Origin of the sequence: Tenacibaculum sp. 1B UA (genome assembly GCF_033978845.1) — a bacterium.
Classification (GTDB): Bacteria; Bacteroidota; Bacteroidia; order Flavobacteriales; family Flavobacteriaceae; genus Polaribacter.
Genome location: NZ_JAKVUA010000003.1, coordinates 159,287 through 185,017, shown reverse-complemented (window position 1 = coordinate 185,017; position 25,731 = coordinate 159,287). Strand labels below are relative to the sequence as shown.

The window sequence follows — 25,731 nt, the reverse complement described above, 5'->3', positions numbered from 1 at the left end:
ATACTCAGTATTTTAGCAATAAATAAATTTTAGCATGATTGTACAGGGAAATATAGTCGATATTCAAAACAAACGAATTTTTAAAGGAGAAGTTGAGGTTAAAGAAGGAAAGATTACACAAATTAGAGCAGTAGAACATACTGTAGAAAACTATATTTTACCTGGATTTATAGATGCGCATATTCATATAGAAAGCTCTATGTTAGTGCCATCAGAGTTTGCTAAAATAGCCGTAACACACGGTACGGTAGCAACAGTATCCGATCCGCATGAAATAGCCAATGTATTAGGTGTAAAAGGAGTAGATTTTATGATTGAAAACGGAAAAAAAGTTCCGTTAAAATTTAATTTTGGAGCGCCATCATGTGTACCAGCAACTTCTTTTGAAAGTGCAGGAGCTGTCATTGATTCAGAAGATATAAAAAAGATGATGGAGAATCCTGATATCAAATACTTAGCGGAGATGATGAATTACCCAGGGGTTATTTATCAAGATGAAGAAGTGTTGCAAAAAATCGCTTGGGCAAAACATTACAACAAACCTGTAGATGGTCATGCACCTGGACTACGAGGAGAAGATTTAGATAAATATATAGCGGCAGGAATTTATACCGATCACGAATGCTTTACCTATGAAGAAGGATTGGAGAAGTTAGAAAAGGGGATGAAAGTTATTATCCGTGAAGGAAGTGCTGCAAAAAACTTTGAAGCATTAATCGATTTACTTCCTGAATATTATGAGAATATGATGTTCTGTTCCGATGATAAACATCCAGATGATTTGTTATTAGGACATATCAACCAATTATGTGAGCGTACAGTAGCGAAAGGAATAGATGTTTTTAAAGTGTTACAAGCTGCTTGTATCAATCCAGTTGAGCATTACAATTTAGATGTAGGAAGATTGAATGAAGGAGATACGGCTGATTTTATCGTAGTAAAAGACTTACAAAAATTTGAAGTGCTTCAAACATACATTAACGGTGAGTTAGTGGCTGAAAACGGAAAATCATTTGTACAGCATGTAGACTTTGAAGTGTTGAATAATTTTGAGAATGATAAAAAGAGTGTTGTTGATTTTGCGTTTCATTCAGCATCTGAAAAGATTCGAGTGATAGAAGCTCTAGATGGAGAATTGGTGACGAATGAAATAGAAGCAGATTCGTTAATAAAAGAAGGAAATTTAGTTTCTGATGTAGCAAACGATGTGCTAAAAATGACGGTAGTAAATCGTTATCAAAATGCAGAACCTTCGATTGCGTTTATCAAAAACTTCGGACTAAAAGAAGGAGCGGTAGCGAGTTCTGTTGGTCATGATTCTCATAATATTATTGCAGTTGGAGTATCGGATGAATTGATTTGTAAGGCGGTAAATTTACTAATTGAAAATAAAGGAGGTGTTTGTGCAGTAACTACTTCCGAAGAAAAAGTTGTTCCGCTCCCTGTGGCAGGAATCATGTCTGATAAACCAGCAGTTGAAATAGGAAAAGCCTATGCAGAATTAGATGCTATGGCAAAACAATTAGGTAGTAAATTACGAGCCCCGTATATGACCTTATCTTTTATGGCGTTGTTGGTAATTCCATCCTTAAAACTATCAGACAAAGGCTTGTTTGATGGGAACACATTTAAATTTACTTCTTTAGAAGTTAAATAAACGAGAGTTTGAAGACAGAAAAAATTATATTAGGGATTGATCCAGGAACTTCTATCATGGGGTTCGGAATTATAAAGGTGGTAGGAAAAAAGATGGAATTTGTTCAAATGAATGAATTACTCTTAAAAAAATATGACGATCATTATTTAAAACTCAAAATTATTTTTGAACGAACCATTGAATTGATTGACACTTATCATCCAGATGAAATTGCATTAGAAGCTCCTTTTTTTGGTAAGAATGTGCAGTCAATGTTAAAATTAGGTAGAGCACAAGGAGTGGCTATGGCAGCAGGATTGTCAAGACAAATACCAGTAACGGAGTATGCACCTAAGAAAATAAAAATGGCAATTACAGGTAAAGGAACTTCTAGTAAAGAACAAGTAGCCTTAATGTTAAAATCGTTATTGAATTTAAAGGTGTTACCTAAAAACCTAGATGCGACTGATGGTTTAGCAGCTGCGGTATGTCATTTCTATAATTCAGGAACTAAAGTAGGGGGGAAGAACTATACAGGTTGGGCAGCATTTGTAAAACAGAACCCGAAAAAAATCAAAAACTGATTTTTTCAATGCTCAATTAACAGTAACAAATTATCAATTTCTAAAGCAGATTTTTTAGCAAAAATTTCAATAGATTATAAAGAATGTTTAGAAACTAAATATTGGTTGTCTTTATTAAAAGATAGTGAAGAGTTAAGAATAGATGAGTATGAGAAGTTGTTTGAAAAAGCTGATTAAATAGCTAAAATTTTATTTTCAATTTTAAAGAAAACAAGAATTAATAAATAATCTTGATAACTGATAACTGATAACTGATTTGGCAGGAATTTATCTACATATCCCGTTTTGTAAGCAAGCATGTTACTATTGCGATTTTCACTTTTCTACCTCTTTAAAAAAGAAAGAAGAGCTAGTTGCTTGCTTGGTAAAAGAGTTAGAATTGAGAAAGGAAGAACTACAGAACGAAGTAATAGAAACGATTTATTTTGGAGGAGGAACACCGAGTTTATTGTCGGTTGAAGAATTAAGGTTGTTGATAGATACTATTTATCAGAACTATACAGTAGTATCAAATCCAGAAGTTACCTTAGAAGCAAATCCAGATGATTTATCAGAAGAAAAAATAATTGAATTATCTAAAACCCCTGTTAACCGTTTAAGTATCGGTATTCAATCTTTTTTTGAAGAAGACTTACAGTTAATGAATCGTGCCCATAATGCGAAAGAGGCTAGAAAATGCCTGTCAACTGCCACTGGCAGTTTTGATAACATTACCATTGATCTGATTTACGGAGTTCCGAAAATGAGTAATGAACGTTGGAAGGCAAACCTACAAATTGCTTTCGATTTCGGGATCAATCATATTTCATCGTATGCGCTAACAGTAGAGCCTAAAACAGTGTTAGACTCGTTTATCAAGCAAGGAAAATATCCTGATGTTGACGAAACGATAGCTAAAGAACATTTTGATATTTTGGTAGCGGAAACTGCTAAAAATGGATTTGTTCACTATGAAATTTCCAACTTTGGAAAACCTAATTATTTTTCAAAGCATAATACGAGTTATTGGTTAGGAAAAAAATATATAGGAATTGGTCCTTCTGCACATTCATTCAATAAAACACATCGTAGTTGGAATGTAGCTAACAATGCAAAATATATCAAAGCAATTCAAGAAAGAAAACTCCCTTTGGAGCAAGAGAAACTCACTAAGAAAGATCAGTTTAATGAATATTTAATGACAGGATTAAGAACCATTTGGGGAGTGTCGTTAGAGAAAATAGAGGAGGATTTCGGGGAAGAATTTAGAAAAAATCTCCTTAAAAATGCTGAGAAGTTTATCAATCAAGGTTTGTTAGTTGTCACTTCGAGTAATTTTGGTAAGAATCAAAATTGTATCGAGAAGTTGAAAACTACATCAAAGGGAAAGTTCTTAGCAGATGGATTGGCTTCAGAATTATTTATTATTTAAGTATATTTGAGTATGATCGCAACAATTGAATACAACTCAAGAAAATACAAAATAGATTTATCAAAACCACTAGACATTTCAATAGCCATTGATGCCTCAAAAGAAAATGTAAATGCGTGGTATTTAGATGATCCTAAAATTTTCCCTGTTTCTGATGAGAATTGGATTGGAAGTGTACAACAAGGAGCTGATGTAAATTTTAATAACATACAATTTAATCCGCACTCACATATTACACATACCGAATGCGTGGGGCATATAACAGAAGAAGTTTATTCAGTAAATAAAGAACTATCAAGATTTTTCTTCTTAGCTGAAGTAGTGACTATTGCTCCAGAACAGTTAAAAAATAAGGACTTTGTAATTTCAAAAAAACAATTACAAAATGTTTTAGGAAATAAAAAGCGTGATGCAATAGTCATCAGAACCTTACCAAACCTGTCAGACAAAAAGTCGATGCGTTATTCAAATACAAATCCAACCTATCTGTTAGAAGAAGGCGCTATATACTTAAAAGAAAAAGGAATAGAACATTTACTAATTGATTTGCCGTCGGTAGATAAAGAAAAAGACGGAGGAAAATTATTAGCACATAATGCCTTTTGGAATACGCAAGGAATAACTAGAATGCAGGCAACCATTACGGAATTTATATATGTGCCCAATAAAATAAAAGATGGAACTTACTTTTTAAATCTAATGGTAGCGCCATTTGAAAACGATGCAACACCTAGTAAACCTACACTTTACGAAATTATTTAAAAATTTTTATGTTAGTGTATTCGTTTTTTTACTAGTTTTACACTTCAATCTAGAAATAATAATGACAATTTTTAATACATATAAGCAATGTAAATCGACTGTGGTAAGACACAGAAACGATCGGGCGATGTATGTATTATAACTATGTGTATATAAAATATAATGATTACAAAAAGTCCGACTGAAAAGTCGGACTTTTTACTTTTAGAACTAAAAACAACCACTAAACTTTAACTACATGAAAAAACTCTACTTTAATTATTTAAATACCTTCAAAGGTCTATCAAGCGAAGTATGGTGGCTCGCTTTAATAACTTTAATAAACAGAGCAGGGACCATGGTAATTCCGTTTATGTCATTGTATTTGAGAGAAAGTTTGCATTTTTCTTTAAATGATGTAGGTTGGATTATGACTTGCTTTGGATTAGGGTCTGTTGGAGGATCTTGGTTGGGAGGAAAATTAGCAGATAAAATAGGTTTTTACAAGGTGATGAAAACCAGTTTGTTTTTAACAGGATTACTCTTTGTAGCCTTACAGTTTGTAGATACTTTCTGGGGATTTTGTATTGGTATCTTTTTGGTGATGCTAGTAGCAGATACTTTTAGACCCGCTATGTTTGTAGCCTTAAATACTTATAGTAAACCAGAAAATAAAACACGTTCAGTAACCTTAATCCGTCTGGCAATTAACTTGGGTTTTTCTGCAGGGCCTGCTGTTGGAGGATTAATAATTACTTCATTAGGATATAGCGGATTGTTTTGGATAGATGGGGTTACTTGTGTTTTAGCAACTATATTATTAGTAAATGTGTTACATCCTAAAAAAGCAAGAGTATTAGATGAAATAAAGATAGAAAATCCAGAGTCGATTTTTTCAGATAAGGCTTTTTGGGTGTTTTTTGTAGGAATGTTTGTGTTCGGGTTTATTTTCTTACAATATTTCTCTACCATGCCACTGTATTATAAAGATATACATCATTTGACAGAGTTAGAAATAGGATTGTTAATGGGGATGAACGGATTTTTCATTTTCCTATTAGAAATGCCGCTCATTACTTGGTTAGAAAAAAGTAAGTATACTAAAGAGTTCTTAATGTTTCTTGGGCTATTACTAACAGGATTAAGTTTTGTAGTAATTAACTTAACCGGTTGGGTAGGAATTTTAATTGTAGGAATGTTACTGATGACAATAGGAGAGATGATTGCATTTCCTTTTTCAAATGCCTTTGTGATGGAGCGAGCAAAAAAAGGAAATCAAGGAGAATACATGGCATATTATAGTATTGCATTTTCTATGTCACACATATTTGGACATAATTCGGGAATGCAATTAATTGATAATATTGGATTTGATAATACATGGAACTTTATGATTGTATTATCAGGAGTTGGAGTGTTATTTTTATTTATGTTAATACGAATTGTAAAAAGAGAAAAAGTAATAGCATGGACTTAAACCAAGTAACAATTCCGTCTATAGATGTAAATCAATCTGTTGTATTTTATAAAAAACTAGGCTTGCATCTTATTGTAGATGCAAGCCCTAGATATGTTCGGTTTGAAGTGCCTGATGGAGAAGCAACTTTTTCAATTCACCAAGTAGAAAAGATGCCTAAAGTAGAGGGTATTACGTTGTATTTTGAAGATGAAAATTTAGATGAATTAGTAGAAAAACTACAAGAAAAAGGAATTCAATTCACTCAATTACCAATAGACCAGCGATGGTTATGGAGAGAAGCCCACTTGTTAGATCCAGATGGTAATAAATTAATTCTGTTTAAAGCAGGAGAGCATAGAAAAAATCCGCCTTGGCGAATCAAATAAGAAATAGAAGTTTTTATCTTTGAATATTTTAATTAAGAAAATAAACGATGAATATACAAGACGCACAAAAACAAGTAGACGATTGGATTAAAAATCATGGAGTACGTTACTTTAACGAGTTAACAAATATGGCGCAACTAACTGAAGAAGTTGGAGAAGTAGCTCGAATTATTGCGCGTCGTTATGGAGAGCAAAGTGAGAAAGAAAGTGATAAAAACAAAGATTTAGGAGAAGAATTAGCAGATGTAATGTTCGTAGTGTTGTGTTTAGCAAACCAAACAGGAGTAAACTTACAAGAAGCTTTTGATAAGAAGTTAGATATTAAAACGAAACGAGATCACGATCGTCATCATAATAATGAAAAACTGAAATAAATGAGTCTCATAAAAAATATACAAAAAGGAAGTTTTTGGATTAATGTTTTAAAAGTAGGAACCCCATTTTTAGTAATCGTAGCTGTTTTTTCTCTATTCTTTAAAACAGGGGGAGCTATTTTTTCAGGAGACTTTGAAACTGTATACAATGTACACTTCGCAAATAAACAATGGATTCGCTTTTGGCTAAGTAAAATTGTAATTGCACTTATTTATAGTATATACATTGTAAATAAAAAAACGAAATAGTTTTTTATGGATTTAAGACTAAAAACTGAAGAATTTAATTCAGGTACTCATATAACCATTTCAGGTTCAAAAAGTGAATCGAATAGATTGTTGATTTTACAACAATTATATTCAGGTTTACAAATTGAAAATTTGTCAGATTCTGACGATACACACCATTTACAAGGAGCGTTAACCTCTGATAATATAGTTGCAGATATTGGACATGCAGGAACTGCGATGCGCTTTTTAACTGCTTTTTTTGCAACACAAGAAGGCGTTACAAAAATATTGCAAGGATCAGACCGCATGCACAATCGACCGATTGAAATTTTGGTTAATGCGCTTCGCGATTTAGGAGCATCTATAGATTATGTAGAAAAAGAAGGATACCCTCCGCTTAAAATATCGGGAAGAAAACTAACAAAAGAGAAAGTTTCAATTAATGGAAATGTAAGTAGTCAATATATTTCAGCATTACTATTAATTGCTCCAAGCTTAGAAAAAGGATTGGAAATTGAATTGGTCGGAAAAATTACGTCGGTTCCCTATATTAATATGACTTTACAATTATTAGCTCAATTAAAAATTGAAGCTGAGTTTAAAGGACAAGCCATTAAAATTAAGCCAAAACCAACTGTAAAAAAGCAAGTGATTGTTGTAGAGTCAGATTGGAGTTCCGCTTCCTATTTTTATTCAATTGTTGCATTAAGTAAAATTGGTTCTTCGGTAAAACTTTCAGCGTATAAAAAAGATAGTTTACAAGGAGATAGTTGTCTGTCAGAAATATATAAGCATTTTGGTGTAGCCACAACTTTTGAAGAAAACTCAATTCTTTTAACAAAAGAGAGAGAGCATAATTCAGCAGCACTTAATCAAGACTTAAAAAATGCCCCAGATATTGCACAAACTATTGCAGTCACATGCTTCGGATTAGGGGTTGCTTGTGATTTATCAGGATTACATACGTTAAAAATTAAAGAAACTGATCGATTAGAAGCGCTACGCGAAGAGTTGGCAAAACTAGGAGCAGAAATTTCAGTTACTAATGAAAGCTTACACTTAAAAACATCTTCAAAAATTAAAGAAAATATTCAAATAGCAACTTATAACGATCATCGAATGGCAATGGCATTTGCACCGTTAGCCTTAAAAGTTCCTATAGAAATTTTAGAAGCTGAAGTAGTAACTAAATCCTATAGAAGTTTTTGGAAAGATATGTTTTGTGTAGGAATTGAGAATGTTACCATAAAATAATACGACAATCACTTGACAACGCCTATGTTGAAATTGTATATTTGCCACCGTTAAGAAAATTTTACAAATGAAATTATCAAATTTTAGTTTTGAATTGCCACCAGAATTATTGGCAGAGTACCCTTCAGAGCACAGAGATGAAGCACGTTTAATGGTATTACATCGCGATACCCAAAAAATCGAACATAAATTGTTTAAAGATTTAATCAATTATTTTGATGAGGGAGATGTAATGATGTTAAATAATACGAAGGTTTTTCCTGCTCGCATGTTCGGGAATAAGGAGAAGACAGGAGCTCGTATTGAAGTGTTCTTACTACGCGAATTAAATGCTGAAAATCGTTTGTGGGATGTATTAGTAGACCCAGCAAGAAAGATAAGAATAGGAAACAAATTATTTTTTGGAGAAGATGAAAGTTTAGTAGCTGAAGTTATAGATAATACAACTTCACGTGGAAGAACTTTACGATTCTTATTTGACGGTCCTTACGAAGAATTTAGAAAGAAATTAATCGAATTAGGAGAAACTCCGTTACCAAAATATATTAAAAGAGAGGTAGAACCAGAAGATGAAGATCGTTACCAAACTATTTTTGCAAAGCATGAAGGTGCAGTAGCAGCTCCAACAGCAGGACTACATTTCTCTAAACACTTAATGAAGCGTTTAGAAATTAAAGGAGTAGATTTTGCTGAAACTACATTACATGTAGGTTTAGGTACTTTTAATCCAGTTGAGGTTGAAGATTTATCAAAGCACAAGATGGATTCAGAGCAGATTGTTATTCCTCAAGCTAGTGCAGATATGGTAAATAATGCAATAACAAAGAAAAAAAGAGTATGTGCAGTAGGTACTACGGTGATGAGAACAATTGAGTCATCAGTATCTTCTAGTAATGAATTAAATGCTTATGAAGGATGGACAAATAAGTTCATTTTTCCTCCATATGATTTTAGTATTGCTAACTGCATGGTAACTAATTTTCATACACCAAAATCAACGTTGTTGATGATGGTTTCTGCATTTGCAGGGCATGATTTTATGATGGAAGCATACCAAGAAGCAATTAAAGAAAAATATAAATTTTACTCGTATGGAGATGCGATGTTAATTTTATAAAATAGTTTTTTAAACCAAAAACAAAACCTCACAAGTTACTTGTGAGGTTTTGTGTATTTTTGTACCTGATGATAGTAAAGAAGAAAGACATACGCGCATTAACTAAAGAGCAGCTCCGTAATTTTTTTGTTGAAAATGGAGATAAAGCTTTTCGTGGTAATCAAGTATACGAATGGTTATGGCATAAAGCTGCCCATTCTTTTGACGATATGACGAGTCTGTCTAAGGCTACGCGAAAAATGTTAGATGAAAACTTCGTAATTAATCATATTGAAGTTGATACAATGCAGCGTAGTAATGATGGTACCATAAAAAATGCGATTAAGCTCCATGATGGGTTAATTGTGGAGTCAGTTTTAATTCCTACTGAAAAACGTACCACTGCTTGTGTGTCTAGTCAAGTAGGTTGTAGTTTAGATTGTAAGTTTTGCGCAACAGCTCGTTTAAAACGTATGCGTAATTTAAATGCAGATGAAATCTACGATCAAGTTGTGGCAATTGATAAGCAAAGTAGACTATACCATAATCATAAACTTTCAAATATTGTTTTTATGGGGATGGGAGAGCCTTTAATGAATTATAACAATGTAATTAAAGCTATTGATAAAATAACTTCAGAAGAAGGTTTAGGAATGGCTGCTCGTAGAATTACAGTATCAACTTCAGGCGTGCCTAAGATTATTAAAAAAATGGCAGATGACGAAGTTCGTTTTAATTTAGCAGTATCGCTACATTCTGCTATTGATGAGGTTCGAACATCTATAATGCCTTTTAATGCTACTTTTCCTTTAAAAGATTTAAAAGAAGCTCTGGAGTATTGGTACGAAAAGACCAATCGAAAAATAACTTATGAGTATGTTGTTTGGAATGGAATTAATGATCGAAAAGAAGATATTGATGCGTTGGTTCGATTCTGTAGTTATGTTCCTTGTAAAGTCAATTTAATTGAATATAACCCAATAGATGATGGAGAGTTTCAGCAAGCTTCAGATAGGGCTTTAAATAATTATATTTCCAATCTTGAAATGAATGATATTGTGGTAAATGTACGTCGTTCTCGCGGAAAAGATATTGATGCTGCTTGTGGGCAGTTAGCTAATAAATCCTAGGTTTACATAAACAGAAAAACGATAAGAAAAGAGACTAGCATTAAACTTAAGTCGATAATAGCTTTGTAAAGTTTTAGTTTTTTTGAGAAAGCTAATACGGTTATATCTAATATTCCTAAGAAAAATATAGAAGGAAGACCTAAAAAAGTGTACGGTAAAATAACAGGATTCCCTAAACAAGAACGTTGATTACTGTCAGAAATATAAATACCAAACAATATAAAACAGGTACAGATTATAATAAAAATAACCCCTCTTGTTTTTAAATGTTTCATATTTTGTTTTTAATCAAAAGTAAACATTTTTTATTCTTATTTTTGTTTACTATATGAAGCCAGTAGAGCAAATAAAACTTCCGATTGCTAAAGAAATGGAACTCTTTGAAACTAAGTTCAAAGACTCGATGTTGTCTAAAGTTCCATTATTAAACAGAATTACTTATTATATCGTTCGTAGAAAGGGAAAACAAATGCGGCCAATGTTTGTGTTTTTAGTCGCAAAAATGGTTTCTAATGGCGGTTTTGATGAACGTACATATCGTGGAGCATCTGTGGTAGAACTAATTCATACGGCAACATTGGTACATGATGATGTAGTTGATGATAGTAATCGCCGTAGAGGTTTTTTCTCAATCAATGCGCTTTGGAAAAATAAAATAGCTGTTCTAGTAGGTGATTACTTACTTTCAAAAGGGTTATTACTCTCTATAGATAATGAAGATTTCGATTTGTTAAAGTTGATTTCCATCGCTGTACGAGAAATGAGTGAAGGAGAGTTATTGCAAATCGAAAAAGCTCGTAAACTTGATATCACCGAAGAAATTTATTTTGAAATTATCCGCCAAAAAACAGCTACGTTAATTGCAGCTTGTTGTGGTATTGGTGCTGCATCAGTTGGAGCGAATAATAAAACAGTGCAACAGATGCGAAAGTTCGGCGAATACATAGGTATTGCTTTTCAAATTAAGGATGATTTATTTGATTATACTGAAGATAAAATAGGAAAGCCAACAGGAATTGATATCAAAGAGCAAAAAATGACGCTTCCGTTGATTTATACGCTGAATAACTGTTCAAAAAAAGAAAAATCGTGGTTAATTAACTCCGTAAAAAAACATAATACAAATAAAAAGCGTGTAAAAGAAGTAATTGCTTTTGTAAAACAAAACGGAGGTTTAGAATATACGACTGCTAAAATGCATGATTATAAAAATAAGGCATTAGCTATTCTGAATAATTACCCTGATTCGGAATATAAAAGCTCTTTACTTCAAATGATTGATTATGTTGTAGAGCGTAAGATTTAAAGGGAAGGATTATTGCTTTTAATTTCCCATATTTCTAAGCTTATGTAGTCTTTAAGTTTATTTAAACTTATACATAGGTTATTAATAAAGCAATCATACATTTCAATGTTGTTTAAAGGGTCTTCTTTTAAAAAGTAGCCTTCGGGTAAATTTTCATTAATAGAGTTGTAGAATAAATCAAAGTGTTTTAAATCGAATAAATATTTAATTCGAGTAATCTTTTCATGTTGAAACCAAAGAAAACAATTTGAATTGAATTTTTTTCCAAAAATATAAACTTCAGAAAGTTTTTGACTTTTGTACAGCTTGCCCATATGAGAGTTTACTTCAATGAATTTCAAATCTATTGAACAATCTTCAAAAGGTATACCTAGAGTGTATGGAAGTTTATTAATGAACATTTTACTAGTTGTTTAAAAATTAGTCTAAATTCCAAAATACATCATTCATAGTATCTGGATTAGTAGTTCCAGAAGCTTGTTCTAGCCAATCATCTTTATAAGAGTTATCCATAAAATTAGGGTTGTTATATTTGAGACTATCTTTACTATCCCATCTAGATTTCAACTCCTTTTCTATGTTTTTATACCATTTTTTTAGATTATAAATGAAATTACCATAATCATAAAAATATTTTAAGTAATTAAAATTTTCTGGAAACTTTTTGTTAGGGAATTTATATTGAAAATATTCAAACTCATTATAATCTAGTAGTAATGACTCAGTTTTATTTATTTCTTCTTTATAAATAGTATTTATGTAGTTTTTTATATAAGGGAGCTTAATGAAATCTTCATGATCTAAGTCAAACCACTCAAAATGAAAATACAACCAGTTTATATAGTTAATATCTTGTTTCATAAGTGAACTAACACTTTTATTGGGGTGTTTTTTAAAACCTTCCGGTAGTATTTCTTTTGAAAAGTTTTTAATATTTATTTCATTTTTCGATTTATTCTCTAGCTCCTCAAGTGATATTTTCTTTCTTTTAATTTCTGAAATTAAAAAACTGATCTCTATATAACAAGTCAATTGATAGTCATTATTGTTTGTTAAATCAATTTTTGAATCTATTATAAAAGAATTAGATAAATATTCAAGAATTTCATCTTTTAAAAGTTTAGAATCTTTGTAAAAGTGTGATAGGTTTTTAACTTGCTTTATTTTAAAACTTAGGTCTATTTTACTTTGAGATTCTTCATCAAAACTTAGTGTTATTTTATCTTTCCAATATTCATTTTCCTTGATAGATTTAATGTCTGTTTCAAAATCCAAAAAGAGTAAAGCAATTTTCATTAATAAACTTTTAAATTTTATAAATATACTAAAACTATTAAAGTATTAATCATGCTTAATTAAAAAGTGAAAAACCTCGAGACATGTCTCGAGGTTTTTAAATATTTAGGTGTCGAATTTCTCGACTACATCATTCCTGGCATTCCACCACCCATTGGAGGCATTCCACCACCTGCAGGAGCATCTTCTTTAATATCAACTAAAGCACACTCAGTAGTTAAGATCATTCCAGCAACAGAAGCAGCGTTTTCTAAAGCTACACGAGTTACTTTCTTAGGATCAATAATACCAGCCTCTAACATATCTACATATTGTTCAGATTTAGCATCATATCCAAAGTCTTTTTTGCCTTCTAATACCTTGTTAATTACAACAGAACCTTCACCACCAGCATTTTCAACAATCGTACGTAATGGAGATTCAATAGCTCTATTCACAATTTGAATACCTGTAGTTTCGTCTAAGTTCTCTGTAGTAATTGCTTCTAGCACTTTTTTAGCGCGTACCAAAGCAACACCACCACCAGCAACAATTCCTTCCTCTACAGCAGCTCTTGTAGCGTGTAAAGCATCATCAACACGGTCTTTCTTTTCTTTCATTTCTACTTCAGAAGCAGCACCAACATATAATACAGCAACTCCACCTGCTAATTTAGCTAAACGCTCTTGTAATTTTTCACGATCGTAATCAGAAGTCGTAGATTCAATTTGCGCTTTAATTTGGTTTACACGAGCTTTAATTTGTGTTTGCTCACCAGAACCATTAACAATAGTTGTATTGTCTTTATCAATAGTTACAGTTTCAGCAGTACCTAATAAATCTAAGGTTGCATTTTCTAAAGAGAAGCCTCTTTCTTCTGAAATTACAGTACCACCAGTTAAAATAGCGATGTCTTCTAACATTGCTTTTCTACGGTCACCAAACCCAGGAGCTTTTACAGCAGCAATTTTTAATCCACCACGTAATTTGTTAACAACTAAAGTAGCTAATGCTTGTCCGTCAACATCTTCAGCAATAATTAATAAAGGCTTTCCTGATTGTGCAACAGGCTCTAAAATTGGAAGGATTTCTTGTAAATTAGAAATCTTTTTATCAAATAATAAGATATATGGATTGTCTAAATCAGCAATCATTTTATCAGCATCTGTTACAAAGTATGGCGATAAATACCCACGATCAAACTGCATTCCTTCAACAACGTCAACATAAGTATCCATTCCTTTGGCTTCTTCTACAGTAATAACACCTTCTTTACCAACTTTACCAAAAGCAGTAGCAATTAAATCGCCAATAACTTGATCATTATTAGCAGAGATAGAGGCTACTTGTTGTATTTTTTCTGAAGAATCACCAACTTCTTTTGATTGTTTTGTTAAGTCTTCGGTAATAGCAGCAACAGCTTTATCAATACCGCGTTTTAAATCCATTGGATTAGCACCAGCAGCAACGTTTTTTAATCCTTCTTTTACAATTGCTTGTGCTAATACAGTAGCAGTTGTAGTACCATCACCAGCTAAATCGTTAGTTTTAGAAGCTACTTCTTTAACCATTTGAGCTCCCATGTTTTCTAACTCATCTTCTAACTCTACTTCTTTAGCCACAGTAACACCATCTTTGGTTACGTGAGGAGCTCCGAATGATTTAGAAATAATAACGTTACGTCCTTTAGGTCCTAAAGTTACTTTTACTGCATTTGCTAATGCATCTACACCACGCTTTAATCCGTCGCGAGCGTCTACATCAAATTTTATATCTTTTGCCATGTTTGTTGTTTTTAGCTTATAGCTATTAGCACTTGGGTGCTAGCTAAAAATTATTAATTTATTAAAGTTGTATCTAAAGGCTAAAAGCCAATAGCTGGAATCGATTTTTAGATAATAGCGAAGATGTCGCTTTCTCTCATAATTAAATAATCTTTTCCTTCTAATTTAAGTTCAGTACCAGCGTACTTTCCGTATAAAACAGTGTCACCAACTTTTACAGTTAAAGGTTCATCTTTTGTTCCGTTTCCTACGGCAACTACAGTACCTTTTTGTGGTTTTTCCTTTGCGTTGTCAGGGATGATAATTCCTGATGCTGTAGTAGTTTCTGCTGCAGCTGGTTCAACAAGAACTCTGTCTGCTAAAGGTTTAATGTTTAATCCCATTTTATATATTTTTGATTAAATTAATTTTTACTGGTTAAGTTTTGTCAGAAATTATGCCATTAGATTTTTGCTGACATTTTTTCTAACAGATTAGATTTATAAATAAAAAAAATGCCAACGTGTCATTTACGTTGGCATTTCATATTGTATTTTGTAAAAACTACTGAGCGCTATCTTTAGCAGTATCTGTTGCTGCCGGTGTAGCAGGAGTAGTTGTAGTTTCAATATTGTTTAAAGTTTCATTTAATTGAGGAGCATCAGCTGCGTTACCTCTTGGAATAGCAAAATTTGCTAATAAAATTAAAGCAAACATAGTAATAGCTAATGTCCAAGTAGTTCTGTCTAAAAAGCTATTTGTATTTTGTACACCTCCAATGTTTTGAGCACCACCTCCTCCAAATGATGAAGATAATCCTCCACCTTTAGGATTTTGAACCATTACAATTAAGATTAATGCTATTGCAACAATCAATATTAAAACTAAAAGTAAAGTATACGTTGTCATCTATTTATTGTTTTGTAAAATTTGTATTCTTTTAATTTGGTCTGCAAAGAAACCACTTTTTTCTGGATATTTCAAACTTAATATTTTATATGCTTGAATAGCACTGTCATATTTCTTCTGTTCTAAGTATACCTTAGCTAGGGTTTCGGTAGCTAATTGATTATTTTGCTGATTTTCGGATACTTTTATATCTGCAGTATTTGTTTTACTAGGACGAGATATTTTTGGAGTAGTTTCAATAAAACGATCAATAATAGCCTCGTGTTCAGATTTTACTGGAGCTTCTTGTTGCTGCTTGTTTGGAACCTTATTATCAGAAGTTCTTACAATAGCTTTTTTAGAAGATAATTGTAACCATTGATTAAAAGAAAAAGTTTCTTTTTCTGTAAACGAAAGAGGTTTTCCTATAGCTAAACCCTCTTCTATAACTGAAAATTTTGTTGTTTTTCTTCTGTTAAGAATTTTGTCTTTTAAGCTATTTTTTTCTTCTTTTTTAGGTATTTCTTTAAAAGTTTGAGAAGTAATAAAGTCAAATAAAACAGTTCTGTCATTAGTGTGAGAAGCTGTTATTTTTAACTCGTTATTATATTTATAGCTTTCTTGATTCTTTAAAACTTTTAAACGAAGGGCTCTAGCAGATTGAAAATAAGGATATTCTTGAATAATAGCAGTGATATCTGAAAGATGTTCTTGCGAAATTAATTCAGGTTTTTCTAATAATTGTATGTATGTGTCTTTTTTCAAAATTATCCCCAGTCTCCTACAGAAGCATTAAAAATATCTTGTGTAATTCGTTCTAAAATTTCATCTAACGCGGTTTCTAACACAGTACCTGTTAACTGTTGGTTAGCTCCATAATCGTAATAAAAAGAAAAACGTTTTTCAAAATTTTTCTTTTCATTTAAGTTGTTAACAAAATTTACGTTTACAGTAATTGTTAATCGGTTTTGAGCAGCAGTTTGCTGTGCGGTAGCACTCATTGGCGTAACACGGTAATCAACAATTTCACCTGAAAAATGTAAATCACCACCAGAAGAAACTAGAGTTAAGTTGGTTTGGCGTGTAAATAAATCTTGTAAGTCTTGTGTGAATTTTTGACTTAAAGTAGGCTCTACTAATGGAGCTTGGTTAGGGAAAAAATCAACCTGAATTGTTTTTGCATTTCCTGTATCTCCTCCTGTAAAAGAGTATGCTCCACAGCCTAACATTAAAATGATTGTGGTAATGAAAGTAATAGTGTAAAATAAATTTTTCATAAAATCAAATGTAAACAAATTCAAGTTTTATAATGGTATACGACTACTATTATAAGTCGTATTGTTTTATTTTTCGGTATAAAGTTCTTTCAGAAATTCCTAACTCTTTAGCAGCTAACTTACGTTTTCCGTTGTTTTTTTCAAGAGATTTTTTTATCATTTCAATTTCTTTTTCTTGTAATGATAAACTTTCATCTTCCTCAATAGTTTCCGCATAATCATACTCACTTTGGTGAGAAGATGATTTAGGTATTTGTACTACTTCGATGTTTGAAGCTTCTGACAACTCTTGATCTTGATATATACGTTCAATTAAACGATGATTGTCTTCTTGAACTTGTTCAGGGTCATCATTTTGCATTAAGTCTAACGTTAGTTTTTTTAGATCATTAATGTCGTTACGCATATCAAACAAGATTTTATACATGATATCTCGTTCGTTAGCAAAATCTGATTGATTTACAGTTTTACCCCCGACTACAGCAGGTAAATTACTACGATTTTCTGGTAAATATTGAACTAGTTTTTCAGGAGTAATTAATCTGTCTTCTTCAACGATTGATACTTGTTCAGCAATATTTTTTAATTGACGGATATTGCCAGGGAAACGATAGTTTAATAAAATTTTTACTGCATTTTCATTCAATCGTATGGTTGGCATTCGGTATTTTTGTGCAAAATCGGCAGCAAACTTTCTAAATAACAAATGTATGTCCTCTCCACGTTCCCTCAAAGGAGGCAATGGAATTTCTATAGTGCTTAAGCGATAGTATAAATCTTCACGAAATTTTTCTTTAGAAATAGCCTCGTGCATATTTACATTGGTAGCAGCTACAATACGAACATTTGTTTTTTGCACTTGAGAAGAGCCTACTTTTATAAACTCTCCATTTTCTAACACACGTAGCAAGCGTACTTGAGTTGTTAATGGTAATTCTCCAACTTCATCTAAAAAGATAGTACCACCATCAGCAACTTCAAAATATCCTTTTCTGGTCTGCGTAGCTCCTGTAAAAGCTCCTTTTTCATGCCCAAATAATTCACTATCAATAGTTCCTTCAGGGATAGCACCACAGTTTACAGCAATATATTTTGCGTGTTTTCTGTGTGATAATTGATGAATTATCTTTGGAATGTTTTCTTTTCCAACACCACTTTCACCAGTAACTAATACTGAAATATCAGTAGGAGCTACTCGAATCGACTTTTCAATTGCGCGATTGAGCTGAACATCGTTACCGATAATGCCAAAGCGTTGTTTTATAGCTTGTAAATTTTCCATATGCCTTTTTAATTTCCCCTAAAAGGGAAAATAGTTTTATAAATTTTTACCAACCACAATAGTTTTCTTCCTTTTGGGAAGGATTAAGGATGGGCTTTAATTATTGTCAGAATATCCAACAGCCGTACCTTTTAAAGTAGTTGAAGTACAGTTTTCAATTTTTACATTTACAAAATCACCTATCTTATAGTTCTCCTTAGGAAAAACTACTACGGTGTTTTGTGTATTACGACCTTTCCATTCGTTTTCGTTTCTCTTTGAAGTTCCTTCGATTAAAACTTCTTGAATTTGACCAATATTTTCTTTGGTTCTGTATAAACTGTGTTCTTGTTGTAAATCGATGATTTCCTGTAAACGACGTTTTTTGATAGCTAAAGGAACATCATCTTCCATTTTTTTAGCAGCTAAAGTTCCTGGCCTTTCAGAGTATGCGAACATAAAACCGAAACTATATTTTACATGGTGCATTAGGTCTAAAGTATCTTGATGATCTTGTTCTGTTTCTCCACAGAAACCAGCAATCATATCTTGACTTAGAGCCATTTCAGGAATAATCTTATAAATATCGTTAACTAACTCCATGTATTCTTCGCGAGTATGTTGGCGATTCATAGCTTTTAACATGGCGTTACTTCCACTTTGAACTGGTAAGTGAATGTATTTACAAATGTTTTGGTGTTTTGCCATTACATGAATTACATCCAAGGTCATATCCTGAGGATTGGATGTAGAAAAGCGGAAACGCATTTTCGGGAATTCAGTAGCACACATGTCTAGTAATTGAGCGAAATCTACAGCAGTCGCTTGTGCTAATTCTGAAGCTTTCTTGAAATCTTTTTTCAATCCACCACCATACCATAAGTAAGAATCTACATTCTGACCTAGCAAAGTAATTTCTTTAAAATTCTTTTCTTGCATACTGCGGATTTCTTCAATAATACTCTTTGGGTCACGACTGCGCTCACGACCACGAGTAAAAGGAACCACACAAAATGTACACATATTGTCACAACCACGAGTAATTGAAACAAATGCAGAAACTCCGTTAGAGTTTAAACGAACAGGAGAAACATCGGCATAGGTTTCTTCCTTGGATAAAATTACATTTACAGCATCACGACCTGCATCTACCTCTTCTATTAAATTTGGTAAATCACGATAGGCGTCTGGTCCTACAACTAAGTCGACGATTTTCTCTTCCTCTAAAAATTTCTCTTTTAATCGTTCAGCCATACAACCTAACACACCAACTTTCATAGTTGGATTTGTTTTTTTAACAGCGTTGTATTTTTGAAGTCTGTTACGAACAGTGGTTTCTGCTTTTTCACGAATAGAGCAAGTGTTTACCAATACCAAATCAGCATCTTCTAGGTTTTGTGTAGTGTTAAAACCTTGTTCAGCTAAAATTGACGCCACAATTTCGCTATCGTTCATGTTCATTTGACAACCATAACTTTCAATAAAAAGCTTTTTGCTGTTTCCTTCTTTGTGTTCTGTAACAAGGGCTTTCCCTTGTTTCTTCTCATCAATTACTTTCTCTACGTGTTCCATAAATCCTAAAATCGTACTAAATATAGGGTGCAAAGATACAACCAAAATGTGTAATTTGTGACAAATTGACATGGATAGTTTTTTTAATAAAAAGTAAAATTTTGTTAAAAATGATTCATTAAAAAAAAACTATATACTTTTGCAAACTGAATTACGCCTATATTAATAAGGTGTAAATGAGATAAGAGATATAAGACGTATGGCAAAAAATTTAGTAATAGTTGAGTCACCTGCTAAAGCGAAAACGATAGAGAAGTTTTTAGGAAAGGACTTTCGGGTTGAATCTAGTTTTGGACACATTGCAGACTTACCATCTAAAGAATTAGGTGTAAATGTAGAAGGAGATTTTAAACCGAAATATATAGTTTCTACTGATAAAAAAGCAGTGGTAAAAAAACTGAAAGATTTAGCAAAAAAAGCAGAAACTGTTTGGTTAGCATCCGATGAAGACCGCGAAGGAGAGGCAATTGCATGGCACTTAGCGGAACAATTAAAGTTAAAAGATGAGAACACAAAACGTATTGTTTTTAATTCTATTACTAAAAAGGCGATTTTAAAAGCAATTGAAAATCCGCGTACAATTAATTATAATCTAGTTGATGCACAACAAGCACGACGTGTGTTAGATAGAATTGTAGGATATGAGCTATCTCCTGTTTTGTGGAGAAAAGTAAAACCAGGATTATCTGCGGGTAGAGTACAATCGGTAGCAGTACGTTTGATTGTAGAGCGTGAAAGAGAAATAGAAGGGTTCACTCCTGTGGCTTCTTATCGAGTTGATGCAGAGTTTGTAAATGCAGAAGGTAAAAAATTTAAGGCAAAACTTGCGAAGAATTTCTCAACAAAAAAAGAAGCTGAAGACTTTTTGAATTCTTGTTTAGACGCAGAATTCTCTGTAGCAGATTTACAAAAAAAACCAGCAAAAAAATCTCCAGCACCGCCATTTACAACATCTACTTTACAACAGGAAGCATCAAGAAAATTAGGTTTTCCTGTTGCTAAAACGATGATGGTAGCACAACGTTTGTATGAAGCAGGGTTGATAACCTATATGAGAACAGATAGTGTGAACTTATCTGATGATGCAAAAAATGCTGCTCAAGCTGAAATCATTGCTTCTTATGGTGAAGAATATAGTAAACCACGTAATTTCTCTACGAAATCAAAGGGAGCACAAGAAGCACACGAGGCGATTCGTCCAACCAATATGGAGAACCATGAGATTACAGGCGAATACGATCAAACAAGACTCTATAGTTTAATTTGGAAACGTACACTAGCCTCACAAATGAGTGAAGCACAATTAGAACGTACTGTTGTAAAAATAGACAACAATAAAAACAAGAAGCAATTTACTGCAAACGGAGAGGTAATCACTTTTGAAGGTTTCTTAAAAGTATATTTAGAAGGAACCGATAATGAAGAAGAGGAACAAGCAGGTATGTTACCTAAAATGAAGGTGAAGGAGCAATTAATTAATGAGTTAATTACAGCAACTGAACGTTATACACGACCATCAGCGAGGTTTTCAGAAGCAGCTTTAGTAAAACGTTTAGAGGAATTAGGAATTGGTCGTCCTTCTACGTATGCACCTACTATTTCAACAATTCAAAGAAGACAATATATAGAAAAAGGTACTGTAGAAGGAAAGGAAAGGAATTACACACAATTAAGTTTAGCAAACCAAACAGTGTCAGAACAACTCTTAACAGAAAGAGTAGGTTCTGATAAAGGAAAATTAGTTCCAACAGATATTGGAAACATTGTAAATGATTTCTTAGTAGCTAATTTCGATACTATTTTAGACTATGGTTTTACAGCCAAAGTAGAAAATGAGTTTGATGATATTGCTGAAGGAAAAGAAGATTGGACAGCGATGATTAAAGATTTCTACAAAAATTTTCATGTAGTTGTAGAAGATGTTGCTGAAAATGCTGAAAGAGCAAAAGGAGAACGTTTGTTAGGGGTTGACCCAGAAAGCGGTAAAAATGTATATGTGCGTTTAGGGCGTTATGGAGCAATGGTACAAATAGGAGAAGCGACAGACGAAGAAAAACCTCGTTTTGCCAGTCTACAAGGAGATCAAACAATGAATTCGATTACCTATGAAGAGGCAATGGATTTATTTAAGTTACCAAAAACATTGGGAGACTATGAAGAAAAAGAGGTAATTGTAGCTAACGGAAGATTTGGCCCTTATATTAAGTTTGATGGTAAGTATGTGTCGTTAGACAAAGGAGAAAATCCAATGTCAGTAGACATGGATAGAGCTATAGAACTAATAGAAGCAAAACGGAAAGCAGATGCACCTATTGGAGAATACGACGGTATGCCAATTCAAAAAGGAGTTGGGCGTTTTGGACCTTTTATTAAATGGAATTCTATTTTTATCAATGTCAATAAAAAGTACGATTTTGATAATTTAAGTCAAGCAGACTTAGAAGAGTTAATCGAAGATAAAAAACGAAAAGAGCGTGAAAAATTAATACATAATTTTGAAGAAGTTGGTATTCGTGTTGAAAAGGCACGTTGGGGGCGCTTTAATGTAATAAAAGGAAAAATAAAAATAGAGCTTCCTAAAACCACAGAAATAGAAAAGCTAACACAAGAAGAGGCTGTTAAAATGATAGAGGCGAAAACACCAAAGAAAAAAACAACCAAAAAGAAAGCTGTCAAAAAAAAATAAAGAAGCTTTCAAAAAAAAAATAGTTTAGTATATTGCGACCCTTAAATTCCCCTTATCAATGAATATAGACTTCTTTACCCCTGTTGAAGATTCTGTAGCTGCTTATGTAGTTATACAACCTTCTGCTGTATTAGGTAGGAATATTCAGATTCATACTGTTCAAGATGGTTTTCCAGATTTAACGGAAGTTTCTATAGCTGTTTTAGGCGTTAAAGATGATAGAGGTGCAATAGATAATTTTGGTACAGGTAAAGAACTGCACGAAATACGTAAGCATTTATATCAATTATTCCCTGGTAATTGGCATACGCGTATAGCGGATCTTGGGGATATAGAGAAAGGAAATACACTAGAAGATACTTATTTTGCTGTTAAATCATCAATAGCATTTTTACTGAAAAAAAATATACTTCCAATTATAATTGGGGGAGGGCAAGATTTAACTTATGCGAATTATAGGGCTTATGATGAGTTAGAACAAACAGTTAATCTAGTCGCTGTAGATAGCAGATTTGATTTAGGAACATTAGAAGACGAGCTAAGTTCAAGGTCATATGTGAGTAGAATTGTTATGGAACAACCAAACAATTTGTTCAATTTTAGTAATATAGGTTATCAAACATATTTCAATTCACAAGAAGAAATAGATTTATTAGATAAATTATATTTTGATGCTTACAGATTAGGGCAAGTAAAGGATGTAACTTTAGTAGAGCCTATAATGCGTGATGCAGATGTTGTAAGTATTGATATTGGAAGTGTTCGGCAAAGTGAAGCACCTGGGAATAAAAATGCCTCACCAAATGGTTTTTATGGAGAGGAAGTGTGTGCTATTGCACGTTATGCAGGAATTAGCGATAAAGTAACATCCTTTGGGATATATGAGTATAATAGTAAGCTAGATTCAAATTGCCAGACAGCAAATTTAATAGCTCAAGTGATTTGGTACTTTATAGAAGGGGTAAACTCAAGAGCTAAAGATTATCCATTTGTCACAAAAGAAAGTTACCAAAAGTTTACAGTACTTTTGAATGATGATGACCCCATAAATTTCTATAAGAGTGACAAAAGTGGGCGTTGGTGGATGGAAATAAACTTAATATCAAATAATAAACACAAAAGACATGCGTTAATACCATGTAACTATCGAGATTATGAACAGGCGTTGCAACAAAAAACACCAGAAAGGTGGTATAAAGCTTTGCAAAAGCTTGTTTAGTAGAAAGTTGTATGTTCTGTAAAAAATAATAACTCGTAATTGTTTTTTAATAAAAAAAATAATAGGTTTACGCCTCTTTATATAAGAAAGATATAATATGAAAAAAATAACAGTACTTGCATTGTTAGCATCTATCATCTACTCTTGTGGTTCAAGTGGAGATAGAGGAGAATTGGTAGGAGTAAAGTCAAAAAGAAAATGGTTTGCAGAGAAGCCATACGGTATGGCTAAAATTCCAGGAGGATCTTTCACTATGGGGAAACAAGATGAAGACCCTATGGGGGCTATGAATGCTCCAACTAAAACGGTTACTGTACAGCCATTCTACATGGATGAAACAGAAATAACTAATAGTGAGTACAAAGCATTTGTTCATTGGGTTAGAGACTCTATTACAAGAACTAAATTAGCTTACCAAGCAGATTTTGCTTCTTTAGGAGGAGAAAATGCTGAAGCTACAGGTAAAAATGCACAAGGGATACAGTTATATGCTTTTGCATCAAAAGACACAGTAAATGAAACCCCGTATGAGAAATACATGCGTGAAAATTACTATGAGTTAGGTGAAGGACTAGATTCATTGAAACCATTAAATTGGGAAGAAGAACTTATTTGGGATTCTCAAGAATATCCAGATGCAGACTATGTTGAGGTAATGGATTCTCTATATATTAAGAAAGATGAAGCCTTAAATGGAATAAGAACATTTAATACAAAACTATTAAATTATAGGTATTACTGGTTTGATAATGAGGCGGCTGCAAGAACTGGTAAAAATAGAAAAGATTTCTTAAGAGATGAAGTTATAAATGTATATCCAGATACGACAGTATGGATTAAAGATTTTAACTATTCATACAATGACCCAATGCACCAAGAATACTTTGGTCATAAAGCTTACGAAAACTATCCAGTAGTAGGAGTTACTTGGAATCAAGCAAAAGCATTCTGTCACTGGAGAACTCAAACAAAAAATAACTTCCAACGATCAAAACAGAAATTAGGTTTAGTACCAGCATTCAGATTACCAACAGAAGCTGAGTGGGAGTATGCTGCACGTGGAGGACTAGATTATGGTAAATACCCTTGGGGTGGACCAAGTACGACAAGTGATAGAGGGTGCTTCTTAGCAAACTTTAAACCAGTTCGTGGAGACTATGCTGCAGATGGAGCTTTATATACTGTCGAGGCGATGTCTTATAATCCTAATGAGTATGGGTTGTTTAATATGGCAGGTAATGTTTCTGAGTGGACTAATACAGCTTATAACCAAATGTCTTATTACATGGGGTCTACAATGAATCCTAATGTAGAAATAAAAGAGAATAGAAGAAAAATTATCCGTGGAGGATCTTGGAAAGATGTAGCATATTTCTTAGAGGTAAGTTCTCGTGATTGGGAATATGCTGATACAGCAAGAAGTTATATTGGATTTAGAACAGTACAAGATTATTTAGGTACTAATAAAAGTAATTAACAAGAAAACAAGAATAAATATTAATCCCCAAAATTTAAAAATCAAGAATTATGGCACAATCAAAATCAACTAAGAAAATGTTCAATATGGCTTACGGTTTAGGAGCCGCAGTAGTTATTATTGGAGCATTATTTAAAATTTTACACTGGCCTTTTGGAAATGAAGTATTAATGGTAGGTATGATTGTTGAAGCAGCAGTTTTCGCATTGTCAGCGTTTGAAGCAGTTGAAGACGATTTAGATTGGACAAAAGTATACCCAGAGTTAGCAGATGGACAATCACTAGGAGGTAAAAAAGGTAAAGAAGCATCTCCAGAAGAAGCACAAAGCATGTTATCTCAAAAGTTAGATAATATTTTAAGCGAAGCTAAATTAGATGCTCAATTAGTTTCTCGTTTAGGTGATAGCATTAAAAATTTCCAAGGAGCAGTAGAACCATTAGCTTCAGCTTCTCAATCAATTTCAGCTACTAATAGTTACAATGAGCAAATGTCTAGAGCAGCAGCTCAAATGGAGTCTTTAAACAGTTTATATCAAACACAAGTAGAAAGCGCTAGTAAACAAGCTGATTTAAACTCTGCAATGGTAGAGAACTCTCAACGTTTACAAGAACAAATGCAATCGTTAGCAACAAACTTATCTTCATTAAATGGAGTATATGGAGGAATGTTAACTGCAATGTCTAATAAATAATTAGTTTATCTAA

At 32.8% G+C, this 25,731-nt stretch carries 27 protein-coding genes; 17 read left to right on the top strand and 10 right to left on the bottom strand.

Annotation, left to right across the window (positions count from 1 at the left end):
- Positions 1 to 34 precede the first annotated feature (34 nt).
- The 12 genes from ade to rlmN all read left to right on the top strand — a co-directional run bounded on the left by ade (position 35) and on the right by rlmN (position 10,302).
- On the top strand, positions 35 to 1,657 hold the full coding sequence (gene ade, locus MK851_RS04970) for an adenine deaminase (protein ID WP_320241968.1): 1,623 nt from the start codon (positions 35 to 37) through the stop codon (positions 1,655 to 1,657).
- Positions 1,658 to 1,665: 8 nt separating this feature from the next.
- The gene (ruvC, locus tag MK851_RS04965; protein ID WP_320241966.1) at positions 1,666 to 2,220 is read left to right on the top strand and encodes a crossover junction endodeoxyribonuclease RuvC; all 555 of its coding nucleotides are present in this window, start codon (positions 1,666 to 1,668) and stop codon (positions 2,218 to 2,220) included.
- A gap of 15 nt (positions 2,221 to 2,235) precedes the next feature.
- Complete coding sequence (locus MK851_RS04960; protein WP_320242014.1) at positions 2,236 to 2,397, top strand: four helix bundle protein; 162 nt, start codon at positions 2,236 to 2,238, stop codon at positions 2,395 to 2,397.
- A 79-nt stretch (positions 2,398 to 2,476) separates the two neighbouring features.
- A complete protein-coding gene (gene hemW / locus MK851_RS04955; RefSeq protein ID WP_320241964.1) occupies positions 2,477 to 3,631 on the top strand; it encodes a radical SAM family heme chaperone HemW in 1,155 nt (384 codons plus the stop codon).
- Between the two features lie 12 nt (positions 3,632 to 3,643).
- Positions 3,644 to 4,393: a cyclase family protein gene (locus tag MK851_RS04950; RefSeq protein WP_320241962.1), complete on the top strand. Its 750-nt coding sequence runs from the start codon at positions 3,644 to 3,646 to the stop codon at positions 4,391 to 4,393.
- Between the two features lie 238 nt (positions 4,394 to 4,631).
- Positions 4,632 to 5,849 (top strand): MFS transporter, encoded by a 1,218-nt coding sequence (locus tag MK851_RS04945; RefSeq protein ID WP_320241960.1) that lies wholly within the window; start codon positions 4,632 to 4,634, stop codon positions 5,847 to 5,849.
- Positions 5,840 to 6,217, top strand: coding sequence for a VOC family protein (locus MK851_RS04940; protein ID WP_320241958.1), 378 nt, complete (start codon positions 5,840 to 5,842; stop codon positions 6,215 to 6,217). The genes MK851_RS04945 and MK851_RS04940 overlap by 10 nt, the downstream gene beginning before the upstream one ends.
- 47 nt (positions 6,218 to 6,264) lie before the next feature.
- The gene (locus tag MK851_RS04935) at positions 6,265 to 6,591 is read left to right on the top strand and encodes a nucleotide pyrophosphohydrolase (protein ID WP_086031186.1); all 327 of its coding nucleotides are present in this window, start codon (positions 6,265 to 6,267) and stop codon (positions 6,589 to 6,591) included.
- On the top strand, positions 6,592 to 6,840 hold the full coding sequence (locus MK851_RS04930; protein ID WP_303509806.1) for a hypothetical protein: 249 nt from the start codon (positions 6,592 to 6,594) through the stop codon (positions 6,838 to 6,840). It abuts the gene before it with no gap.
- Positions 6,841 to 6,846: 6 nt separating this feature from the next.
- On the top strand, positions 6,847 to 8,076 hold the full coding sequence (locus MK851_RS04925) for a 3-phosphoshikimate 1-carboxyvinyltransferase (RefSeq protein ID WP_320241953.1): 1,230 nt from the start codon (positions 6,847 to 6,849) through the stop codon (positions 8,074 to 8,076).
- A 67-nt stretch (positions 8,077 to 8,143) separates the two neighbouring features.
- Positions 8,144 to 9,193, top strand: a complete 1,050-nt coding sequence (gene queA, locus MK851_RS04920) for a tRNA preQ1(34) S-adenosylmethionine ribosyltransferase-isomerase QueA (protein WP_303509811.1) — start codon at positions 8,144 to 8,146, stop codon at positions 9,191 to 9,193.
- Between the two features lie 68 nt (positions 9,194 to 9,261).
- Positions 9,262 to 10,302 (top strand): 23S rRNA (adenine(2503)-C(2))-methyltransferase RlmN, encoded by a 1,041-nt coding sequence (rlmN, locus tag MK851_RS04915; protein ID WP_303509814.1) that lies wholly within the window; start codon positions 9,262 to 9,264, stop codon positions 10,300 to 10,302.
- A 2-nt stretch (positions 10,303 to 10,304) separates the two neighbouring features.
- Here rlmN and MK851_RS04910 read toward each other — a convergent pair whose 3' ends face one another.
- Positions 10,305 to 10,577, bottom strand: a complete 273-nt coding sequence (locus tag MK851_RS04910; RefSeq protein WP_303509817.1) for a hypothetical protein — start codon at positions 10,575 to 10,577, stop codon at positions 10,305 to 10,307.
- 53 nt (positions 10,578 to 10,630) lie between these two features.
- On the opposite strand from MK851_RS04910, the gene MK851_RS04905 reads away from it, so the two are divergent.
- Positions 10,631 to 11,608: a polyprenyl synthetase family protein gene (locus tag MK851_RS04905; protein ID WP_303509822.1), complete on the top strand. Its 978-nt coding sequence runs from the start codon at positions 10,631 to 10,633 to the stop codon at positions 11,606 to 11,608.
- Here MK851_RS04905 and MK851_RS04900 read toward each other — a convergent pair.
- From MK851_RS04900 to miaB, 9 genes are all read right to left on the bottom strand, one after another.
- The gene (locus tag MK851_RS04900; protein WP_303509824.1) at positions 11,605 to 12,009 is read right to left on the bottom strand and encodes a hypothetical protein; all 405 of its coding nucleotides are present in this window, start codon (positions 12,007 to 12,009) and stop codon (positions 11,605 to 11,607) included. The genes MK851_RS04905 and MK851_RS04900 overlap by 4 nt on opposite strands.
- 19 nt (positions 12,010 to 12,028) lie before the next feature.
- A complete protein-coding gene (locus tag MK851_RS04895; RefSeq protein ID WP_320241950.1) occupies positions 12,029 to 12,904 on the bottom strand; it encodes a hypothetical protein in 876 nt (291 codons plus the stop codon).
- Between the two features lie 125 nt (positions 12,905 to 13,029).
- Positions 13,030 to 14,667: a chaperonin GroEL gene (gene groL / locus MK851_RS04890; RefSeq protein ID WP_303509830.1), complete on the bottom strand. Its 1,638-nt coding sequence runs from the start codon at positions 14,665 to 14,667 to the stop codon at positions 13,030 to 13,032.
- A gap of 107 nt (positions 14,668 to 14,774) precedes the next feature.
- Positions 14,775 to 15,050 (bottom strand): co-chaperone GroES, encoded by a 276-nt coding sequence (gene groES, locus MK851_RS04885; RefSeq protein WP_047788560.1) that lies wholly within the window; start codon positions 15,048 to 15,050, stop codon positions 14,775 to 14,777.
- 160 nt (positions 15,051 to 15,210) lie between these two features.
- Positions 15,211 to 15,555 carry a preprotein translocase subunit SecG gene (gene secG, locus MK851_RS04880; RefSeq protein ID WP_047788559.1) on the bottom strand — a complete coding sequence of 115 codons (345 nt, stop codon included), beginning with the start codon at positions 15,553 to 15,555 and terminating at the stop codon, positions 15,211 to 15,213.
- Positions 15,556 to 16,299: a hypothetical protein gene (locus MK851_RS04875; RefSeq protein ID WP_303509835.1), complete on the bottom strand. Its 744-nt coding sequence runs from the start codon at positions 16,297 to 16,299 to the stop codon at positions 15,556 to 15,558.
- 2 nt (positions 16,300 to 16,301) lie between these two features.
- Entirely contained in the window at positions 16,302 to 16,811 is a 510-nt protein-coding gene (locus MK851_RS04870; RefSeq protein ID WP_303509836.1) for an LptE family protein, read from the bottom strand.
- Between the two features lie 49 nt (positions 16,812 to 16,860).
- Positions 16,861 to 18,093 (bottom strand): sigma-54 interaction domain-containing protein, encoded by a 1,233-nt coding sequence (locus tag MK851_RS04865; protein WP_303509837.1) that lies wholly within the window; start codon positions 18,091 to 18,093, stop codon positions 16,861 to 16,863.
- A 96-nt stretch (positions 18,094 to 18,189) separates the two neighbouring features.
- Positions 18,190 to 19,644 carry a tRNA (N6-isopentenyl adenosine(37)-C2)-methylthiotransferase MiaB gene (gene miaB / locus MK851_RS04860; protein ID WP_320241940.1) on the bottom strand — a complete coding sequence of 485 codons (1,455 nt, stop codon included), beginning with the start codon at positions 19,642 to 19,644 and terminating at the stop codon, positions 18,190 to 18,192.
- A gap of 199 nt (positions 19,645 to 19,843) precedes the next feature.
- On the opposite strand from miaB, the gene topA reads away from it, so the two are divergent.
- The 4 genes from topA (at position 19,844) to gldL (ending at position 25,718) form a co-directional block, all read left to right on the top strand.
- Complete coding sequence (gene topA, locus MK851_RS04855) at positions 19,844 to 22,330, top strand: type I DNA topoisomerase (protein ID WP_303509841.1); 2,487 nt, start codon at positions 19,844 to 19,846, stop codon at positions 22,328 to 22,330.
- A 58-nt stretch (positions 22,331 to 22,388) separates the two neighbouring features.
- A complete protein-coding gene (locus tag MK851_RS04850; protein WP_303509846.1) occupies positions 22,389 to 23,549 on the top strand; it encodes a formimidoylglutamase in 1,161 nt (386 codons plus the stop codon).
- 97 nt (positions 23,550 to 23,646) lie between these two features.
- Positions 23,647 to 25,026, top strand: a complete 1,380-nt coding sequence (gldK, locus tag MK851_RS04845) for a gliding motility lipoprotein GldK (RefSeq protein WP_303509849.1) — start codon at positions 23,647 to 23,649, stop codon at positions 25,024 to 25,026.
- 50 nt (positions 25,027 to 25,076) lie between these two features.
- Positions 25,077 to 25,718 (top strand): gliding motility protein GldL, encoded by a 642-nt coding sequence (gene gldL / locus MK851_RS04840; protein WP_320241937.1) that lies wholly within the window; start codon positions 25,077 to 25,079, stop codon positions 25,716 to 25,718.
- The last annotated feature ends 13 nt before the right edge of the window (positions 25,719 to 25,731 follow it).

Coding starts and splice junctions, on each gene's coding strand:
- ade (WP_320241968.1), top strand. CDS start 35: ATGATTGTACAGGGAAATATAGTCGATATTCAAAACAAACGAATTTTT.
- MK851_RS04950 (WP_320241962.1), top strand. CDS start 3,644: ATGATCGCAACAATTGAATACAACTCAAGAAAATACAAAATAGATTTA.
- MK851_RS04945 (WP_320241960.1), top strand. CDS start 4,632: ATGAAAAAACTCTACTTTAATTATTTAAATACCTTCAAAGGTCTATCA.
- MK851_RS04940 (WP_320241958.1), top strand. CDS start 5,840: ATGGACTTAAACCAAGTAACAATTCCGTCTATAGATGTAAATCAATCT.
- MK851_RS04935 (WP_086031186.1), top strand. CDS start 6,265: ATGAATATACAAGACGCACAAAAACAAGTAGACGATTGGATTAAAAAT.
- MK851_RS04930 (WP_303509806.1), top strand. CDS start 6,592: ATGAGTCTCATAAAAAATATACAAAAAGGAAGTTTTTGGATTAATGTT.
- MK851_RS04925 (WP_320241953.1), top strand. CDS start 6,847: ATGGATTTAAGACTAAAAACTGAAGAATTTAATTCAGGTACTCATATA.
- queA (WP_303509811.1), top strand. CDS start 8,144: ATGAAATTATCAAATTTTAGTTTTGAATTGCCACCAGAATTATTGGCA.
- rlmN (WP_303509814.1), top strand. CDS start 9,262: ATGATAGTAAAGAAGAAAGACATACGCGCATTAACTAAAGAGCAGCTC.
- MK851_RS04910 (WP_303509817.1), bottom strand. CDS start 10,577: ATGAAACATTTAAAAACAAGAGGGGTTATTTTTATTATAATCTGTACC.
- MK851_RS04905 (WP_303509822.1), top strand. CDS start 10,631: ATGAAGCCAGTAGAGCAAATAAAACTTCCGATTGCTAAAGAAATGGAA.
- MK851_RS04900 (WP_303509824.1), bottom strand. CDS start 12,009: ATGTTCATTAATAAACTTCCATACACTCTAGGTATACCTTTTGAAGAT.
- MK851_RS04895 (WP_320241950.1), bottom strand. CDS start 12,904: ATGAAAATTGCTTTACTCTTTTTGGATTTTGAAACAGACATTAAATCT.
- groL (WP_303509830.1), bottom strand. CDS start 14,667: ATGGCAAAAGATATAAAATTTGATGTAGACGCTCGCGACGGATTAAAG.
- groES (WP_047788560.1), bottom strand. CDS start 15,050: ATGGGATTAAACATTAAACCTTTAGCAGACAGAGTTCTTGTTGAACCA.
- secG (WP_047788559.1), bottom strand. CDS start 15,555: ATGACAACGTATACTTTACTTTTAGTTTTAATATTGATTGTTGCAATA.
- MK851_RS04870 (WP_303509836.1), bottom strand. CDS start 16,811: ATGAAAAATTTATTTTACACTATTACTTTCATTACCACAATCATTTTA.
- MK851_RS04865 (WP_303509837.1), bottom strand. CDS start 18,093: ATGGAAAATTTACAAGCTATAAAACAACGCTTTGGCATTATCGGTAAC.
- miaB (WP_320241940.1), bottom strand. CDS start 19,644: ATGGAACACGTAGAGAAAGTAATTGATGAGAAGAAACAAGGGAAAGCC.
- topA (WP_303509841.1), top strand. CDS start 19,844: ATGGCAAAAAATTTAGTAATAGTTGAGTCACCTGCTAAAGCGAAAACG.
- MK851_RS04850 (WP_303509846.1), top strand. CDS start 22,389: ATGAATATAGACTTCTTTACCCCTGTTGAAGATTCTGTAGCTGCTTAT.
- gldK (WP_303509849.1), top strand. CDS start 23,647: ATGAAAAAAATAACAGTACTTGCATTGTTAGCATCTATCATCTACTCT.
- gldL (WP_320241937.1), top strand. CDS start 25,077: ATGGCACAATCAAAATCAACTAAGAAAATGTTCAATATGGCTTACGGT.